The sequence below is a fragment of the Spirosoma humi genome (genome assembly GCF_054776575.1).
The window spans coordinates 672,043-686,515 of the sequence record NZ_BAAHBR010000008.1 but is presented as its reverse complement, the minus strand read 5'-3'; the positions used below and the strand labels follow the sequence as shown (position 1 = coordinate 686,515).

Here is a 14,473-nt window from a genome sequence, read left to right as displayed (position 1 = left end):
CTGCCAAACTGAACATATCATCCTGAAGAGAAAGAGTCTATCGCCAGAAAATTACCCCACCTCAGGCCAATTCCATCAACTACTTATACTAAATATTGCTTCGCGTAAAGGACAAACACAAAATAGCCACCCCCAATAATAAGCAGTGGTGCCGCAATAGCTAACAAAATGATGGCCCATTGGAAGGCCCCAAAATAGGTTAGGACGAGTGCATCTTCCGGATTGTTGGTCGGGTAAACAATCGTCGCTTTATCGCCCACTGCCCAATCAGGTGGAGAGCTGGCAATACTGTATTCGTAATGGATTTCTTTACCTGTAACGGTAGTGAATTTAAAAATGGGTCTGTACGTGGACCTTCCTTTTTTGCCTCTCTCCTTCTGCAGTTCATCAACGGTGGCTATGGTACGGTTTCCCGTCTTAATCAGATCCATGGATGTGGAAAAAAGATACAGGGAGCCCAGAAGACAGGCAACACCAAGTAGACATGTAATAAAGTACCCCATTTGATTCTTATTTAAGCCTTGTTTGAACATGGCTATCTGTGTGCTACGTACGCAAGCCAGTTTAAGCAGTCCGGATGACCAACTTTCTAACGCTGGCTGTTTGGTGAAACTACTTGTCAGCCCCTTCCCGGATACCCCTCAGACATCTGCGGGTAGAGCTGGTCAGGCCACCAGCCATTCGGCCTCTCCTGTTGGCTTACTTAGCTCTAAAATAGGGTTTTTGCCTGCTCAACTACATTTGCACTTATCAAACGGTCGACGTGATACGTCTGCAGCTAAGTGGAAATCCATCCTACTTTTCTGCGCCAGGCCTCATATTCCGCCCGCTCCAGTTGCCTTTCTTCTGCCGTTGGCTGTTTTTTCTGTTCAACGCTCAATTGAGCTGTCAATTCGCTTAACCGTTCCTCAATGGTGTTTAAGCCAAACGTCCGGCGACGTTGATTCACGTGGTCGATTGAATCGTCAAGCGAATAAGGTATAAGTTGGCCTGATCGTCATGGACAAACTGAGTACCGTAAGATTGGGGACGATTCTCATACATGGCAATTCGGTCTGACAGAAATGCCAAACTCACAGGGTCGATCGTCCTTGTCTTTTTCTGCTCGTTCATTAACGCAAGAGCGCTTTTCATGAGCGAAGGTAAACTGATGGCATGTTGAACAATTAACCAGGCTGCCTGACTGGCATCCTCGCCAACTTGTTCCTGAGCTGGCCAACCAATCTGAGCCATTATTTCCTGAAGTCGCCGGGCGTTATCGAGATGCACCGTTTCCATTTCCGGGTTATATCCACTAAACAGCTTTCCTTCTGTGATAAGTTGCTGCCTAATGCGAAGGTCATACGCTCGACGTTCGATCAACTCGTGTGCAATATCAGGATACAACATCTGAATCAGATTGAACGGATACGTTTATCCTATTTATCGTCATGGAAATCATGAACAGGGTAATGTCAATCAACAATGAAACAATGTACCCCATAAAATTCGATGGGCTTTGGTCTAATCGCTGCCTACCCTAAACTGCCCATTAGGGGGCGTACCCTTTGTCAAACGGAGTCGGCTCCAACTTGACTTACTCAGGCGTTCGGCGTGTAAGCCGAAGCTCCCCGACGGACTGACCGATGGCTCCGGGACGCGCCCCCATCTAGCTTAGAACACGCATAAATAGCTGAAACATGAAATACTTTTCATGTTTATTTCTGTTTCATGAGTTCTTCTATTTTTTGCTTACCCTCTGATAAAGATTTTTCAAGTAACGAGATGTCTTTGAGGAGAACCAAACCAGCTGCTTTATAAGGAGCGTTGATATTTCGGTCCGCAGTGATAAACCATTGGGCTTTGTTATCTTCGATGAAGTACCCCACTTTAAATTTGTCTTTTGTGGCAAAGTAATTTGCTTTATAAAAAGCTTTCTCATTCACTGCTTCTGCGAAACCTGGTTTTAGGACCGCAACAGCTTTAATCATTTCTAACAAATCAGTATACTCAATAAACCAATTCATGCTGGAAAGCTGCCGCTCCTTTTGAAGTGAATAATAAAACTTAGTATCAGTGGCAATGGTTGCTTTTCTAACTTTTGCCTCCATCACTCCACTAAGGCCCATATTTATTTCTGGTAATTTGTAGTCGGTAACTAATATCATTTCACCGGTTCTGGACAAGAATCTCTCCAAACTGGAAATATTATTATCATTAGTTACTGACTGATCCTGCGAAAAACCTGTTGTACATAAAAACAAGGTGAAATAAATTGCACAAAAAGCAGTTTTCATTCTTGCTATTTACTATTGTTAGAAACTACCAAATTCATTAAAAAAGTCAATCTGTTTAGGCGTTCACCCTGTCAACCGGAAGTGGGCAATGGAAGCCCAAAACCTGCCTGCTGAGACGTGCAATCTGTCGACCGAAACCGGAAATGAAAGCACATTTTGGACGCGCACCCAACGACCATGAGGATTGATGGATGAGAACGCTACGTTGCTGAACAACAAGAACTTGCAACCTTTACACCCTCATTTGGTTGGGCTGCAAACCCGCCTTCGGGACGTTCGTCCTGTCTCGCAAGACCTAACTAAATATTCGCTTCAAAGTAGTGAAGCAAGTCAGCTGTGTCTTTCGTGTTTGGGTTATGCAGTCGTAATGGCTCTATAACCATAGGGTATTCATCTATGAAATTTAAATTATTTATTTCTAGCAGTGAATACCCCTGCATAATATTCAAGAATACTTCCTTATCAACGCCCCAGAACTGGACATACTTTGCTTTTTTAATGAATACCTCCAGCAGAATCTCTTTACTGTGAAATATAATACCGAACTCTAAGTAGCCATCCTGAGTTAGCTCCGTTTCGAAACCATCAATCTTGTTAAGTATGACAAATTTATCTTGGTACTCACTATATGTCGGCTCGTTATCAATATGCCCAAAGATGAAACTAATTTCCTCTGGGAAAGTCAATAATAAGCTTTTGAACAACAGCCATAATCTAGAATTGTCAATGTTGATCTCACTATAAAAGGTATATGGCAATTCGTTAGTCGGGTTAAGTTGAATGGTGTACCCTTCTATGATTCTGGCTGTCTTTCTTAATTCTATTCTTTTTATGATATCTGCATTCTTTGGTATCTCGTCAAGTCGTGCAGTGCGAATAGTCACAGGAAGTTGTAATTCTGTCATAGTATTGTTTGACTTTTTCGGGCGTTTTCCTTGTCAAGCATAACCCGCCTAACGAGTCAGAGTCCGCTTTGTTGGGGCGTTCGTGCTGTCCTAAGCAACCCAGAAATGGAGACTCAAAGCATACCTATTTGAGACGCGCAGCTTGTCGACCGAAACCCGCAAACACGCTACTACTTCTTGCTCATCACCCAACGACTATAGGGGCTGATGGTGAACGAGTCAGCTCATTTCACTATGTTGCTCCGCCCTTCACACCCATGTTTGGTTGGGCTGTAAACTTTCCTTCGGGGCGAGCGGCCTGTCACCGGAGACTTGCCCTACTCGTACATAGTTGCCCCTTTCAAAATATCACCAAACAGACGCCAACTTGGCACATCCGCATTCAAGCCTAACTGTAAATTGTCGTAGTAACCTTGAATGTCTTCAGTATAGCGGCTCATTGCTTCTAAAAAATCTGCTAAGTTCACATTCTTCCAAGACTCAGGGTTTGCCTGTAAATCTTGGACTAAGAGTTGCAAAAACTCTGCGAAAGAATGTCTGTCTGTAATCTCGGAATTCAGCATACTTCTTCATTTGTCACCAATGTACGCCTGTCGCTAGGAAGGCGCCTTAACCACTTTTAGGCTATCCAAATGTGGCGTTCGCGTTGTCGCACGAAGCAACCACGTTGTAATTAACTCACTACTCCCCCGGATGGTACGTTCGCTCCACGTGCTGCTTCACGTCTTCGGGGTAAAACAGCACGTCTTTGAACTTGCCCACCGTGTAGAGCGGGGCCTGGTCGGTGAAGTGCTTCGTGCCGGGTTTGCTGCTCTGTCCACCCGTAACCACCGAACGGGCTTTTACGCGCTTGCCAAACTCAACGACAGCGACAAAGCTGTTTCCCACACTCCCGTATCGTTTTTTGGTGCCGGGATACGTCTTTGCGGCAAAAGCGGCCAGTGATCCCCAGGCCGAGGACGTGAAGGCCACCGGGAGGCTGGGCTTCTGATCGTCGTAGGTTTCCTGAATCTTGCCGGTCAGGCGCTGGTACCGATTGATGTCGCCCCAGGGCGTTTTCCAGGTGCCGAAGTCGCGGGTTAGCTCGGTCAGCACTTCCGACAAAGCCGTTACTTTTTCCTGCGGTGTGGTGCTGCTGAGGGTGAAGGCCGTTAGACTCAGGTTGTCGAATCGCTGGTCGCCAGCGGCACGGCTACGAGCCAGGCGCTGGATTCGTTCACCCCAGTAAATAGCCAGCGTCTGGCCAATCGACGTGGCTCCATAGGCTTTGTCCCACGCTTTCAGCACCTGAATGGCTTCGGTCAGGTCTTTAGTCTGGTTTCTGGTATCGCCGGAAACCGTCTGATAGGCGGTCAACAAAGCCGGAAGCAACTCATCGAAAGCGGCAAGATGTGGGTCGTTGGCGGCCGCGATCAGCGTGTCGAGCGTGAACATCCTCTTCTGGCTCAGTACCCGGGCGGCATTGATGCCCCGGTAGTTCTGCGCATCGGGAGCCATGTACGTCGGGTATTTGCCCTTATCGGGGCTGCTGCTCCCCGACACAGTGAAGGGCGTTGCATTGCAGTTCTGAATCCAGCCAGTAGCCGGGTTACGCACCTGCACAATCTCATCGACCGGGTGTAATCCTTTCCAGTCGGTTTCGGGGTTGCTCCCATCAACGGGTTGCTCCCAATCGAACTTCGGGTCGCGTTTGGGCATAAAGTTGCCATGCCAGTACGCAATGGTCCCGTTCTTATCGGCAAAAATGGTGTTGTTAGAGGCATTGCCGTTGAGCTTCATCACCTGTTTGAAGCTATCGTAGCCTGTTGCTTTGGTGCGTAGATACGATTGCGACAGCGCGTTCAACGGTGTATTCATCATGTCGATGGCAATCCATTTCCCATCTTTTTCCCCCGCTATGGGACCGTGCTGCGTAAAGTACATGGTGAATTCCTTGTACTGCATGCCCGACGCCGTCTTGTAGGGAATCCTGACGTTCTGGGTACGCACCGGCTTCAATTCACTACCGTGTTTGTAATACAGGGTATTCCCTTTTTTCTCGATCGTTTCCAGATACTCGTCCATCGAATCGGCGTAACTGGTTGTATGCATCCAGCCACAGTTTTCATTGAAGCCCTGATAGATGAAAAACTGCCCCCACGTAACGGCTCCGTAGGCATTCAACCCCGCCTGACTAACCATGTGCACCTCCGACCGGAAGTAAAACGATGTGTGCGGGTTGATCAGCAGCAGCGCATTCTTCGTGGCACTTTTGGCAGGCGCAATCGCAAACCCATTCGACCCGACAGATTCACGTTCGTAGTGATCGCTCTGATTGATCCAGGAAGTTGACTTTCGCTGTTCGTAAAACGCTTTCAGCCGTTCCGTCGAGACAACACTAATGTTGCCGCCAATACTGCCTTCGCTGAACATAAGCGGCATCCAGGGTTGAAAGCGTTTGAGCAATTTTGGTTTTACGTCCGGATGCGTGTAGAGGTAATAATTGGTGCCATCGGCAAAGGCGTCAAGCAGTTTCTTCATCCAGAGCGGACTTTTCCTGTAGATGGCAATGGCCTGCGTCGAGTCCAGAAACAGGCGCGCCCGTAAATCCTGGTACAACGCCGACTCGCCTTCCACTTCCGCCAATCGGCCAATTGACGTAATGTAGTTTTCTTCCACCCGCTCGAAATCATCTTCACATTGGGTGAACAGGAGCCCGAAAATAACATCAGCATCGGTTTTGCCGTAAATGTGGGGAACACCCCAGGTATCTCGTGTGATCGTTACCTGCCTGGCCTGCTGCTGCCACCTGGCGATGTCGGCTTTCGTGACCGATTGGGCTTGTAGTAGGGGACAAATCAACAGGACAAGTAAACTCAGCATAAAGCCAATTGGCTGTACTACAGAACGACGCATAAGTTGGTAATATAAGGTCTGAGATTGGGGGCGTACTTCTTTTTAAATTTGTGTTTTTGCCATGCTGACGCAGAGAGCATCTTAATGCTTAACCTTCAGGATGCCTCCTGCGTCAGCATGGCAAAAATGAAACCGGCACAATGTTCACGAATCAGTTCTACTGGCCAAGGGCAACGAACCGTTTGGGGGCTGCCCGATGGTGGGTTTCCTGCTCATAGCCGTACACTAACCGAATAAGTGTTGGTTCGTCGAATATCCGGCCCAGAAACTGAATCCCGGCGGGCAGATCGCCGGTGGTGTAGCCCATGGGAACCGTAAACGCAGGCTGGCCCGTACTGGGAGCAATCAATTGGCTGTTGTCACCTTTGTATCCTTTGGCATCGCCAACCAGCGCGGGCGGGTAGTTCCAGCTTGGGTAAACCAGCGCATCGACGTTGAGCCGGTTCATTTCGGCTTCAATGGCATTCCGGTAAGCAATTCGAAGCGGGTCGGTAAACGCATCACCACAGGAAATTTCCGGATGATTGGCCCGACCAGAATGCGTATTCTGATTCACCAGCCGATCCCGAACAAGGTCCGAATAGCCGCCAACGCGAATAATATCGTCCAGCGTTTTCAGCGTATCCCGCTTCACAAACGTACGAAGGTACGTTTCTACATCGGCTTTAAATTCCGAGCACCACTGGTTGGCGCGTAAAGAATCAAAATGGGAAATTGTCACGTCTACGATTTGAGCACCGGCACGCGTCATATCGGCCAGCGCCTTATCGAAGAGTTGTTTGATTTCCGGGTGAATATTCTTATCGACAAGCTGACGCATGACACCGATCCGTGCGCCTTTCAAGCCATCTTTTCGTAAAAACTGCATGTAGTTTTTGGGCACTTTCCCCTGACTATTTTTGGTAATCGGATCTTTGGGGTCATACCCCGCCGTCACCTCCAGCAGCCGCACCGCATCTTCTACCGTCCGGCACATCGGTCCACCCACGTCATTCCGGGTATAGAGCGGAATAATACCGTACCGGCTCACCAGCCCCAGCGACATCCGAAAGCCAACCAGCGCATTGTGCGACGACGGCCCCCGAATGGAATTGCCCGTATCCGATCCCAGACCCACCGCGCCTAAATTAGCGGCTACCGCAGCGGCCGTTCCCCCGCTCGATCCGGCGGGGACATACGCTAGGTTGTAAGGGTTAAGGGTTTCGCCTGCCATCGAACTCTGCGAATGCATAGGTGTGAACGCCCATTCGGCCATGTTTGCTTTAGCCAGCACGATTGCGCCCGCTTCCCGCAACTCCCGAACCTGATCGGCATCTTCGGTTGGCACAAACCCTTTCAACGCAATCGAGCCGCCCGTTGTTTGCAGGCCTTTTGTATTAAAATTGTCTTTCACAACAACCGGAATGCCGTGTAAGGGTCGCAGCTTACCGGTTTTCTTAAATTCAGCATCCAGAGCACGGGCCGTAGCGATGGCTTCCGGGTTTACCAGAATAATCGAGTTAAGTTTCGTTGGCTGGTCATAGGTTTGAATACGCTCCAAATATGCTTTCACCAGCTGCTCACTCGTCAGTGAACCATTTCGGAATGCCTTATGAATGTTGCTTATCGTCGTTTCAACTAACTCAAATTTTGACGCAGGCCCCGTTTTTGCTTTTGGCTGAGCCTGTACCGGGAATAACCAGCCCGACTGGAGTAACCATACAAAAATCGAGACAGACAAGCTCAACGTAAAACGAATACGTGATGGCATAGTAGTTATGAGGAAGTGTACTTATATGGCAAAATTAGTATTTCCTGATAGGAATAAGCATACACACAGACAAGTAAGCATTAATTATATTGGTAATACCACAACCAGCGGAATAATAGTGTATAGCCATCCAAGCTGTCGATTAATCTATTTTTTCACCCCCGGGCAACCCTTTTGCCAAACCCGGCATTTCTGTCACTGAAACAAATCGAAATTATGTCAAAGCAGCTCGTCGAACAATGCCAGCAAGGTAATGCCTTTGCCCAGAAACGGCTGTTCGATCAGTTTGCGAACCGGTTGTTTCGGGTCAGTCTGCGCTACGTGCGGCATGAGCCCGAAGCCGAAGAAGTGCTGATGAATGGATTTCTCAAGGCCTTCCGGGGTATCGGTGATTTCTCCTACCGCGACGACAGCGGGCTGGAGGCCTGGCTCCGGCGCATTGTCGTCAACGAAGCGCTGCAATTTCTGCGCGCCAACCGACGATTGCCACTTTTCCGGGCCGACGAAGAAACGGAACACCAGCCCGACCCCGACCCGTTGCCCGATGCGGGACTGGACGCCGAACGGATCTATGCCCTCATCCGGGAGCTACCAACGGGATACCGCACCGTGTTCAACCTCTATGCCATTGAAGGCTATACCCACCGCGAGATTGCCGACCAGTTGCGCATCTCCGAAAACACCTCGAAATCACAATTGAGCAAAGCCCGTGCGCTGTTACAGACCTGGTTAACCAAACATGGCTATGAAGCAGAAAACCGACGAATCTCCTGACCAGTGGGTGCGGCAGACCCTCAGCCAGTTGCCCGACGCTCCCCCGCCGGACTCGTCTTTTGATAAGGATGAGTTATGGGCAAAACTGCGCCCTGAACTTCAATCTGTTTCTGCGCCCCGCTCGCCAACCAGGTTAGTGTGGTGGATGGCGGCAGCTTGTATTGGAGCGCTGATGGTTGGCTGGGGCTGGTTATCCCATCAATCAGCCCCGGAATCCACCGTTGCCGTTGTCCACAGAAAGAAGCCTGAAACTCGCGTAGCGCGCCAACGACCTTTCGGCTCAACGCGTGCGAATGAAGCCGACACGTCGAAAGATGCGTTCTCAGCCGCAGCGCGTTCGCACATTGCTCTGCATACGCAGCACCCTCAGCCAGTAAGATCAGACGTTCGCGTAACACCGCCTGTATCGACTTCAGCAGCCTCACCCTCGTCGACGCCCGACGACGTATCAACCTTGACCGAAACGCCCGCCGTTGTTGACAAACTTCCGGCTTTACCCAAACAGAAACTAGCCGAAACCAGACCCAAACGACGGTTTCAGGTCGTTCACGAAAACGAGCTTCGGGCTGAAGAAGAAACCCGGCCAAAACTCTACTGCCCCGACCGTTTTGTTCGGTTGAGCAGCGGGCAGGACGAAGAACCCCGGCCAGAAGCAAGCCGTCCGGCCTTGATCATGTCTTTAACGAATAAACCAAACCAATAACCATGCGTCTATTTTGTCTGATTACTGTGCTCCTATTGAGCATAGTCGGGATCGCTATGTCTCAGTCATCCACTCCCCGCCTAACCGAGTTGAGCGCCAAACAGACGTTTGCGGGCTTTAGTCACATTGAAATTGATTTAGGTCAGCGCAACACATTGATCGTTGGGTTCAACAGGTATGTACAAGTGCAGGCCCACAAAAACATCGACTCGGCATTACGCCTTTTTGTGGCGAACTACCTGACGGTAGAAGACACGAGCCAAAATCCTACCCAAGCCACCCATGCGCTGTTTCGGCTCGGCGAAACAGATCGCGCCCTGGCGCTTCGCTATACGCCCCAGCAAACAATGAACTTCCGGTTTCGGGACGACGACAAGCCCGTTGAAGTAAAGACTCAACAGGATACGCTCCAGATCGTCTGGACGTCATCAGCGGCACAGACCACGCTCACTGATTTCAGTGTCTATCTATTGGTCAACAGCCTACATGATATTGAGCGCTTGCTTCGTGCGGGCGGTGTCAATCAAAAGCTGCAAAAAGCCCTCGAAGCCGTACAACAGTACAAAGGTCATAACCTGACCAGCCCCAGACTGGCTTACACCCTGATCCAGGGAGAAGACGGGAAAAGTAAACTAGTGCAGCCGGGGCTGATCGGCAGTCCGTTCCTCAACATACAGCCTAGCATAGGCGTGGGGCTGATTCGTAACCAATGGGTACCCTCGTTCAATTTATTCGTCAGCTTGATACCCAACCGATTTCAGCGACTGGGGTATGGCATCGGCTACACGTCTACTTTCTTTTTCACTCAATCAACTACCGATGGTAGTTTTCAAGCCGTTCGAAATGATTTCCTGAGCGCAGGTATCACCATACACAGCCGAAAAAAGAACAGTCAATCCACAACGTTCGGGCGGGAAGTGGCTTCGTTTTATGTGGGCATACCGGTCCGGCACAGGGGGCCTTACTTCGAGGCAAACACCATCCGTTTGGGCGGCACAGTGTATACAAATGGCCTGCTTAAAGTGCAGCCTGAGATTTACATGAGTGGCTTTTTCAAGAAAGTATATCCCGGCTTGCGGCTGGTTGCCGGGTTCTGATTTTGTTTGCGTTAGTCCTTTGTTGTCAGCGGGTTATTACGTACATTTACTTCCCCAATTTACAACAAACAACCATACTAATGAGCCGGGTTCTGGCGTAAAAATCATGGCCCGGCAACTCAATCTGCATGAAAAAAGGACGCTCAAATCCGAGTCAACTCCAAATTGATTTTCTGGCGGCTTTCCGTCAAATGCTGATCAGTCTTGGTAATTCAGAAAACTTACCCGTCAACGAAAGTCTGTTTATGCGGATGACGGACCAGTGGGAGAATACGCGCGCCATGCCCGCGGATCTGTTGTTTACCAAAAGCCCAATCGAAGCCATCGTTTTCCGGCTCCAGAAAGCTGACCTGGAGGGCGAAACCAGCCGCCTGCGCTTTCCATCAGAACTCATTGCGGGTGAGATTCGTGGGGAGAGAGGTCTGACCGGCTTCTCTGCCAAGTTTCGGGAGCAGGGTTGGATTATTTTACCGGCGGAGTTGTCGGCTATGTACAAAAATCTGTTTCTGAATATTCTGGCCGCTTCTATCGGGCTCGAATACCTTTATCCCGTTCGTAAAGACTTATTGGCCGAAGCCGAACGTGTTGCACTGGCCGCTATGTTGCCCGAGTCAGAAGTGCGTAAATTCTTCGGCCTTCGTTTGTCGCGTTTCCCCGACAGCTTCCGCAGCGAGGTGGCCAATTATTTCAACTTACCTTTCGATTACGTCCTGAAACGTGCCAACCATCTGGGCATGGTATCGGAGCAGGTTATTGAAGAGTCGCGCAACACGGCACAACCAATACGATCGTCGGTATTACGCCGTCCGCAAAGTAGCCGGGCTGCTTAACCGTTCGTTGTTACTGTCATCACTGAGGCCGTTTGGATACATATGTATCCAAACGGTTTTTTTATGACCGGCCTTCTAAACGTGTTTACTGAACAGCCAATAAGCAGGCAACAAAACACCAAACCTATTATCTATCAATGACTTACCTACCCTCTACCTGTAGTATATCACGCTACTCGAGTATGACTACTTACCACTCTTATAGATAACGCGTACCCCATTTTATCTTATTGCTACATAGTTTATCACTTAAGTAAGAATATCAACTGAAGTTGGCTTAATGGCAAATTAATATTTGGAAGTCCCGTTAATAACTCACTGTTTTGCATAACCTATTAATTCAATAGACTATAAGTACTAATAGTCTATCTACAACCGGGAGAATAGGGAGAATGTAAAACATAAATACGGTATTGCGACGCCACTCGAATAGACTAAGACAAAGCCTTACTTCGTGATGCGCTACCTAGCTACCATTAAACACAATGACCACGACTGTCCTTAGTATGAAACAATTTTTAACGTCAACTTTTTTTCTAGGCGTACTTCTTCTACCCCTGTTTGTATTAGCTCAAAATCCACCCGTCATCAATTCGACAGTATCCGGAAAAGTAGTCGACGCTAACACGAAAGAGTTCCTGATTGGTGCTACTGTAACCATTAAAGGCACGACAAATGGTAGCGTAACCGACATTAATGGCCAGTTCAATCTGCTCACTGGTCAGAAACTTCCGTTCGTTGTTGTCGTTTCGTTTGTGGGTTATCAGACCAAAGAAATTAGTATCAGCGACAACAACGTAGAGATTCAGCTTGACGAGGGAGCCAATCAACTAGCCGATGTAGTCATTACGTCCCGGCGTCGGCAAGAGTCAGCCCAGGACGTTCCCATCCCGATCTCCGTTGTCAGTGGTAACCGGGCCGAAGATGCGGGCGCTTTCAACGTGAACCGACTGAAAGAAATGGTACCTACCGTTCAGTTGTATGCGTCCAATGCCCGAAATACAACACTTAATATTCGTGGCTTAGGCTCCACATACGGATTAACGAATGATGGAATTGATCCGGGTGTCGGGTTTTATGTAGATGGCGTTTACTACGCCCGTCCGGCGGCTACAGCACTCGATTTCATCGACATTGAACAGGTGGAAGTGTTGAGAGGACCTCAGGGGACGTTGTATGGTAAAAACACAACCGCCGGAGCGTTTAATATTACAACGCGGCCGGCCGGCTTCACCCCAAGTGGAAGTTTCGAGCTTAGCTATGGCAATTACGGCTATATTCAGGCCAAGGGATCACTGACGGGTCCGCTGAGTAAAAAGCTTGCCGCACGGGTATCGTTTACCGGTACACAACGGAACGGGACCTTTTACAATGTACATACCCAGTTGCCAATCAACGACATTAATAACATCGGAGTACGGGCGCAACTGCTTTACACACCAAACGACAATGTAAGAATTACCCTGATTGGCGATGTTTCTGAGCAGAAACCGAATGGATACGGTTGGCCGGTAGCGGGCGTTGTTCCTACCAAACGAGCAGCCTATCGCCAATTCAATGCCATCATTGCCGATTTAAATTACAAACTACCTTATTCAAGCGCGTTTGAGCGGATCGTTGACCTCGATACGCCCTCAAAGGCAGATAATAACCTTGGTGGAGTGTCGTTGAATGCCGATATTAAACTAGGCAATGGTACACTAACCTCAACCACGGCCTGGCGTCACTGGCAGTGGACCCCGCTGAATGACCGTGACTACATTGGTCTGCCCGTTTTCACAATTTCGTCGGGTAACTCGGTTCATGATCAGTGGTCGCAGGAGCTTAGGTATTCAGGAAAAATTTCATCCCGATTAAGCGGTGTTGTTGGCTTATTTGGTCTGTGGCAGGATTTAAAATCTGACCCCGTCCAGACCGAAGAAGCAGGTTCGGCTCAATGGCGCTTTGCGCAAAGCTCTACCAGTCCTCTCTGGAAAACACCAGGCTTGTTCGATAACTTTGGCATTCGCACGACCAATAGAATCCAGAGTACGGGTTTAGCGGCCTTTGGGCAACTTGACTGGGCTGTAACCGATAGAATTCACGTTTTACCCGGCATCCGGTACAACTACGACAAGAAGGTAGCCAACTACAAACGAGAAACCTATGGTGGCCTGCAAACGACCGATCCGGCTCTGCTGGCGTTGAAGAACGCCGTTTATACAAATCAGGCATTCGATACAGACGTATCGGAGGGTAATTTTTCGGGGCAGGTTACGCTGCAATACCGAGCCGGAAAGGCCATCAATGCCTTTGGAACCTATGCAATCAGCTACAAACCCGTCGGGATTAATATTGGCGGATTGCCAACGGCCAATGGGCAGACATTACTTGACCTGGCCAGAGTAAAGCCCGAACACGTAAATCACCTCGAATTCGGCCTGAAAACAAAACCATCGCCTAGCTCTACGCTGAATTTGATCGTTTATAATACTGAGATCAAAGACTTCCAGACACAGGTACAAACACCCGAGCCAGGTGTGAACCGAGGTTATCTGGCTAATGCGGAGAAGGTGCGGGTAATGGGTGTTGAGGTAGACGGAAATGTGCGGGTCGCCAATCGGTTAACCCTGAATGCAGCCGTTGCCTATACAGACGGCAAGTATGTATCGTTTAAAAACGCGCCAGTGCCGCTCGAAGAAACCGGTGGCGAACAAGCCTTTAAAGATATCTCGGGGGGCATGTTACCCGGCATCTCGAAATGGTCTGGTTCCGTAGGTGGCGAAGTAACTGCAAGAGGCAGTCTCATCAGCTTGAAAGGAAACTACTTTTTCGGTCTGGATGCCTTCTATCGCTCGTCGTTCTCGTCGAGCCCATCGCCGTCTCAATATCTGAATATTGATGGTTACTCGCTGGTAAACAGCCGACTTGGCTTCAGGGCTTCTACGGGCATTTCTATTTTCGTCTGGGCCAGAAACCTTCTTAACACAAACTATTACGAGCAATTGCTGGCGGCTCCCGGAAGCGCAGGCCATTATGCCGGCATTGTAGGCGATCCCCGAACGTACGGTGTTACGCTACGCTACACGTTCTAATCGTATGACGAACGACTGACGTTCCCGCGGGGTCAAAGGCGGGTAACCTCCTATAGCATCAGGACCAGATTGTAAGTTATTGGCCGTATAAAAGCTGTTTACGCTAATTTCATTTAGCGTAAACAGCTTTTATACGTTTAGCCTGTTTATTATCCAACTTTCAAGCGCA

Annotated in this window: 13 protein-coding genes; 5 read left to right on the top strand and 8 right to left on the bottom strand. The window is 49.1% G+C overall.

Annotated features, from left to right (window positions below):
- Nucleotides 1–83: 83 nt before the first annotated feature.
- The 8 genes from ACYU8Y_RS11555 to ACYU8Y_RS11520 all read right to left on the bottom strand — a co-directional run bounded on the left by ACYU8Y_RS11555 (nucleotide 84) and on the right by ACYU8Y_RS11520 (nucleotide 7,826).
- Nucleotides 84–431, bottom strand: a complete 348-nt coding sequence (locus tag ACYU8Y_RS11555; protein WP_460937258.1) for a DUF3592 domain-containing protein — start codon at nucleotides 429–431, stop codon at nucleotides 84–86.
- Nucleotides 432–778: 347 nt separating this feature from the next.
- The gene (locus ACYU8Y_RS11550; RefSeq protein WP_460937256.1) at nucleotides 779–949 is read right to left on the bottom strand and encodes a hypothetical protein; all 171 of its coding nucleotides are present in this window, start codon (nucleotides 947–949) and stop codon (nucleotides 779–781) included.
- Nucleotides 946–1,389: a DUF6624 domain-containing protein gene (locus ACYU8Y_RS11545; RefSeq protein ID WP_460937254.1), complete on the bottom strand. Its 444-nt coding sequence runs from the start codon at nucleotides 1,387–1,389 to the stop codon at nucleotides 946–948. Before ACYU8Y_RS11545 ends, ACYU8Y_RS11550 begins: the two co-directional genes overlap by 4 nt.
- 308 nt (nucleotides 1,390–1,697) lie before the next feature.
- The gene (locus tag ACYU8Y_RS11540; RefSeq protein ID WP_460937253.1) at nucleotides 1,698–2,276 is read right to left on the bottom strand and encodes a hypothetical protein; all 579 of its coding nucleotides are present in this window, start codon (nucleotides 2,274–2,276) and stop codon (nucleotides 1,698–1,700) included.
- 299 nt (nucleotides 2,277–2,575) lie between these two features.
- On the bottom strand, nucleotides 2,576–3,181 hold the full coding sequence (locus ACYU8Y_RS11535; RefSeq protein WP_460937251.1) for a hypothetical protein: 606 nt from the start codon (nucleotides 3,179–3,181) through the stop codon (nucleotides 2,576–2,578).
- Nucleotides 3,182–3,498: 317 nt separating this feature from the next.
- On the bottom strand, nucleotides 3,499–3,744 hold the full coding sequence (locus tag ACYU8Y_RS11530) for a DUF7660 family protein (protein ID WP_460937249.1): 246 nt from the start codon (nucleotides 3,742–3,744) through the stop codon (nucleotides 3,499–3,501).
- A gap of 118 nt (nucleotides 3,745–3,862) precedes the next feature.
- Entirely contained in the window at nucleotides 3,863–6,076 is a 2,214-nt protein-coding gene (locus tag ACYU8Y_RS11525; protein WP_460937247.1) for a penicillin acylase family protein, read from the bottom strand.
- Nucleotides 6,077–6,233: 157 nt separating this feature from the next.
- Entirely contained in the window at nucleotides 6,234–7,826 is a 1,593-nt protein-coding gene (locus ACYU8Y_RS11520) for an amidase (protein WP_460937245.1), read from the bottom strand.
- Nucleotides 7,827–8,042: 216 nt separating this feature from the next.
- On the opposite strand from ACYU8Y_RS11520, the gene ACYU8Y_RS11515 reads away from it, so the two are divergent.
- The 5 genes from ACYU8Y_RS11515 (at nucleotide 8,043) to ACYU8Y_RS11495 (ending at nucleotide 14,304) form a co-directional block, all read left to right on the top strand.
- Complete coding sequence (locus ACYU8Y_RS11515) at nucleotides 8,043–8,600, top strand: RNA polymerase sigma factor (protein ID WP_460937242.1); 558 nt, start codon at nucleotides 8,043–8,045, stop codon at nucleotides 8,598–8,600.
- Complete coding sequence (locus ACYU8Y_RS11510) at nucleotides 8,572–9,303, top strand: hypothetical protein (protein WP_460937240.1); 732 nt, start codon at nucleotides 8,572–8,574, stop codon at nucleotides 9,301–9,303. Before ACYU8Y_RS11515 ends, ACYU8Y_RS11510 begins: the two co-directional genes overlap by 29 nt.
- A gap of 2 nt (nucleotides 9,304–9,305) precedes the next feature.
- Nucleotides 9,306–10,400 (top strand): hypothetical protein, encoded by a 1,095-nt coding sequence (locus ACYU8Y_RS11505; RefSeq protein WP_460937238.1) that lies wholly within the window; start codon nucleotides 9,306–9,308, stop codon nucleotides 10,398–10,400.
- A 128-nt stretch (nucleotides 10,401–10,528) separates the two neighbouring features.
- Nucleotides 10,529–11,230, top strand: a complete 702-nt coding sequence (locus ACYU8Y_RS11500) for a hypothetical protein (RefSeq protein ID WP_460937236.1) — start codon at nucleotides 10,529–10,531, stop codon at nucleotides 11,228–11,230.
- A 506-nt stretch (nucleotides 11,231–11,736) separates the two neighbouring features.
- Nucleotides 11,737–14,304, top strand: a complete 2,568-nt coding sequence (locus ACYU8Y_RS11495; protein WP_460937235.1) for a TonB-dependent receptor — start codon at nucleotides 11,737–11,739, stop codon at nucleotides 14,302–14,304.
- Nucleotides 14,305–14,473: the final 169 nt, after the last annotated feature.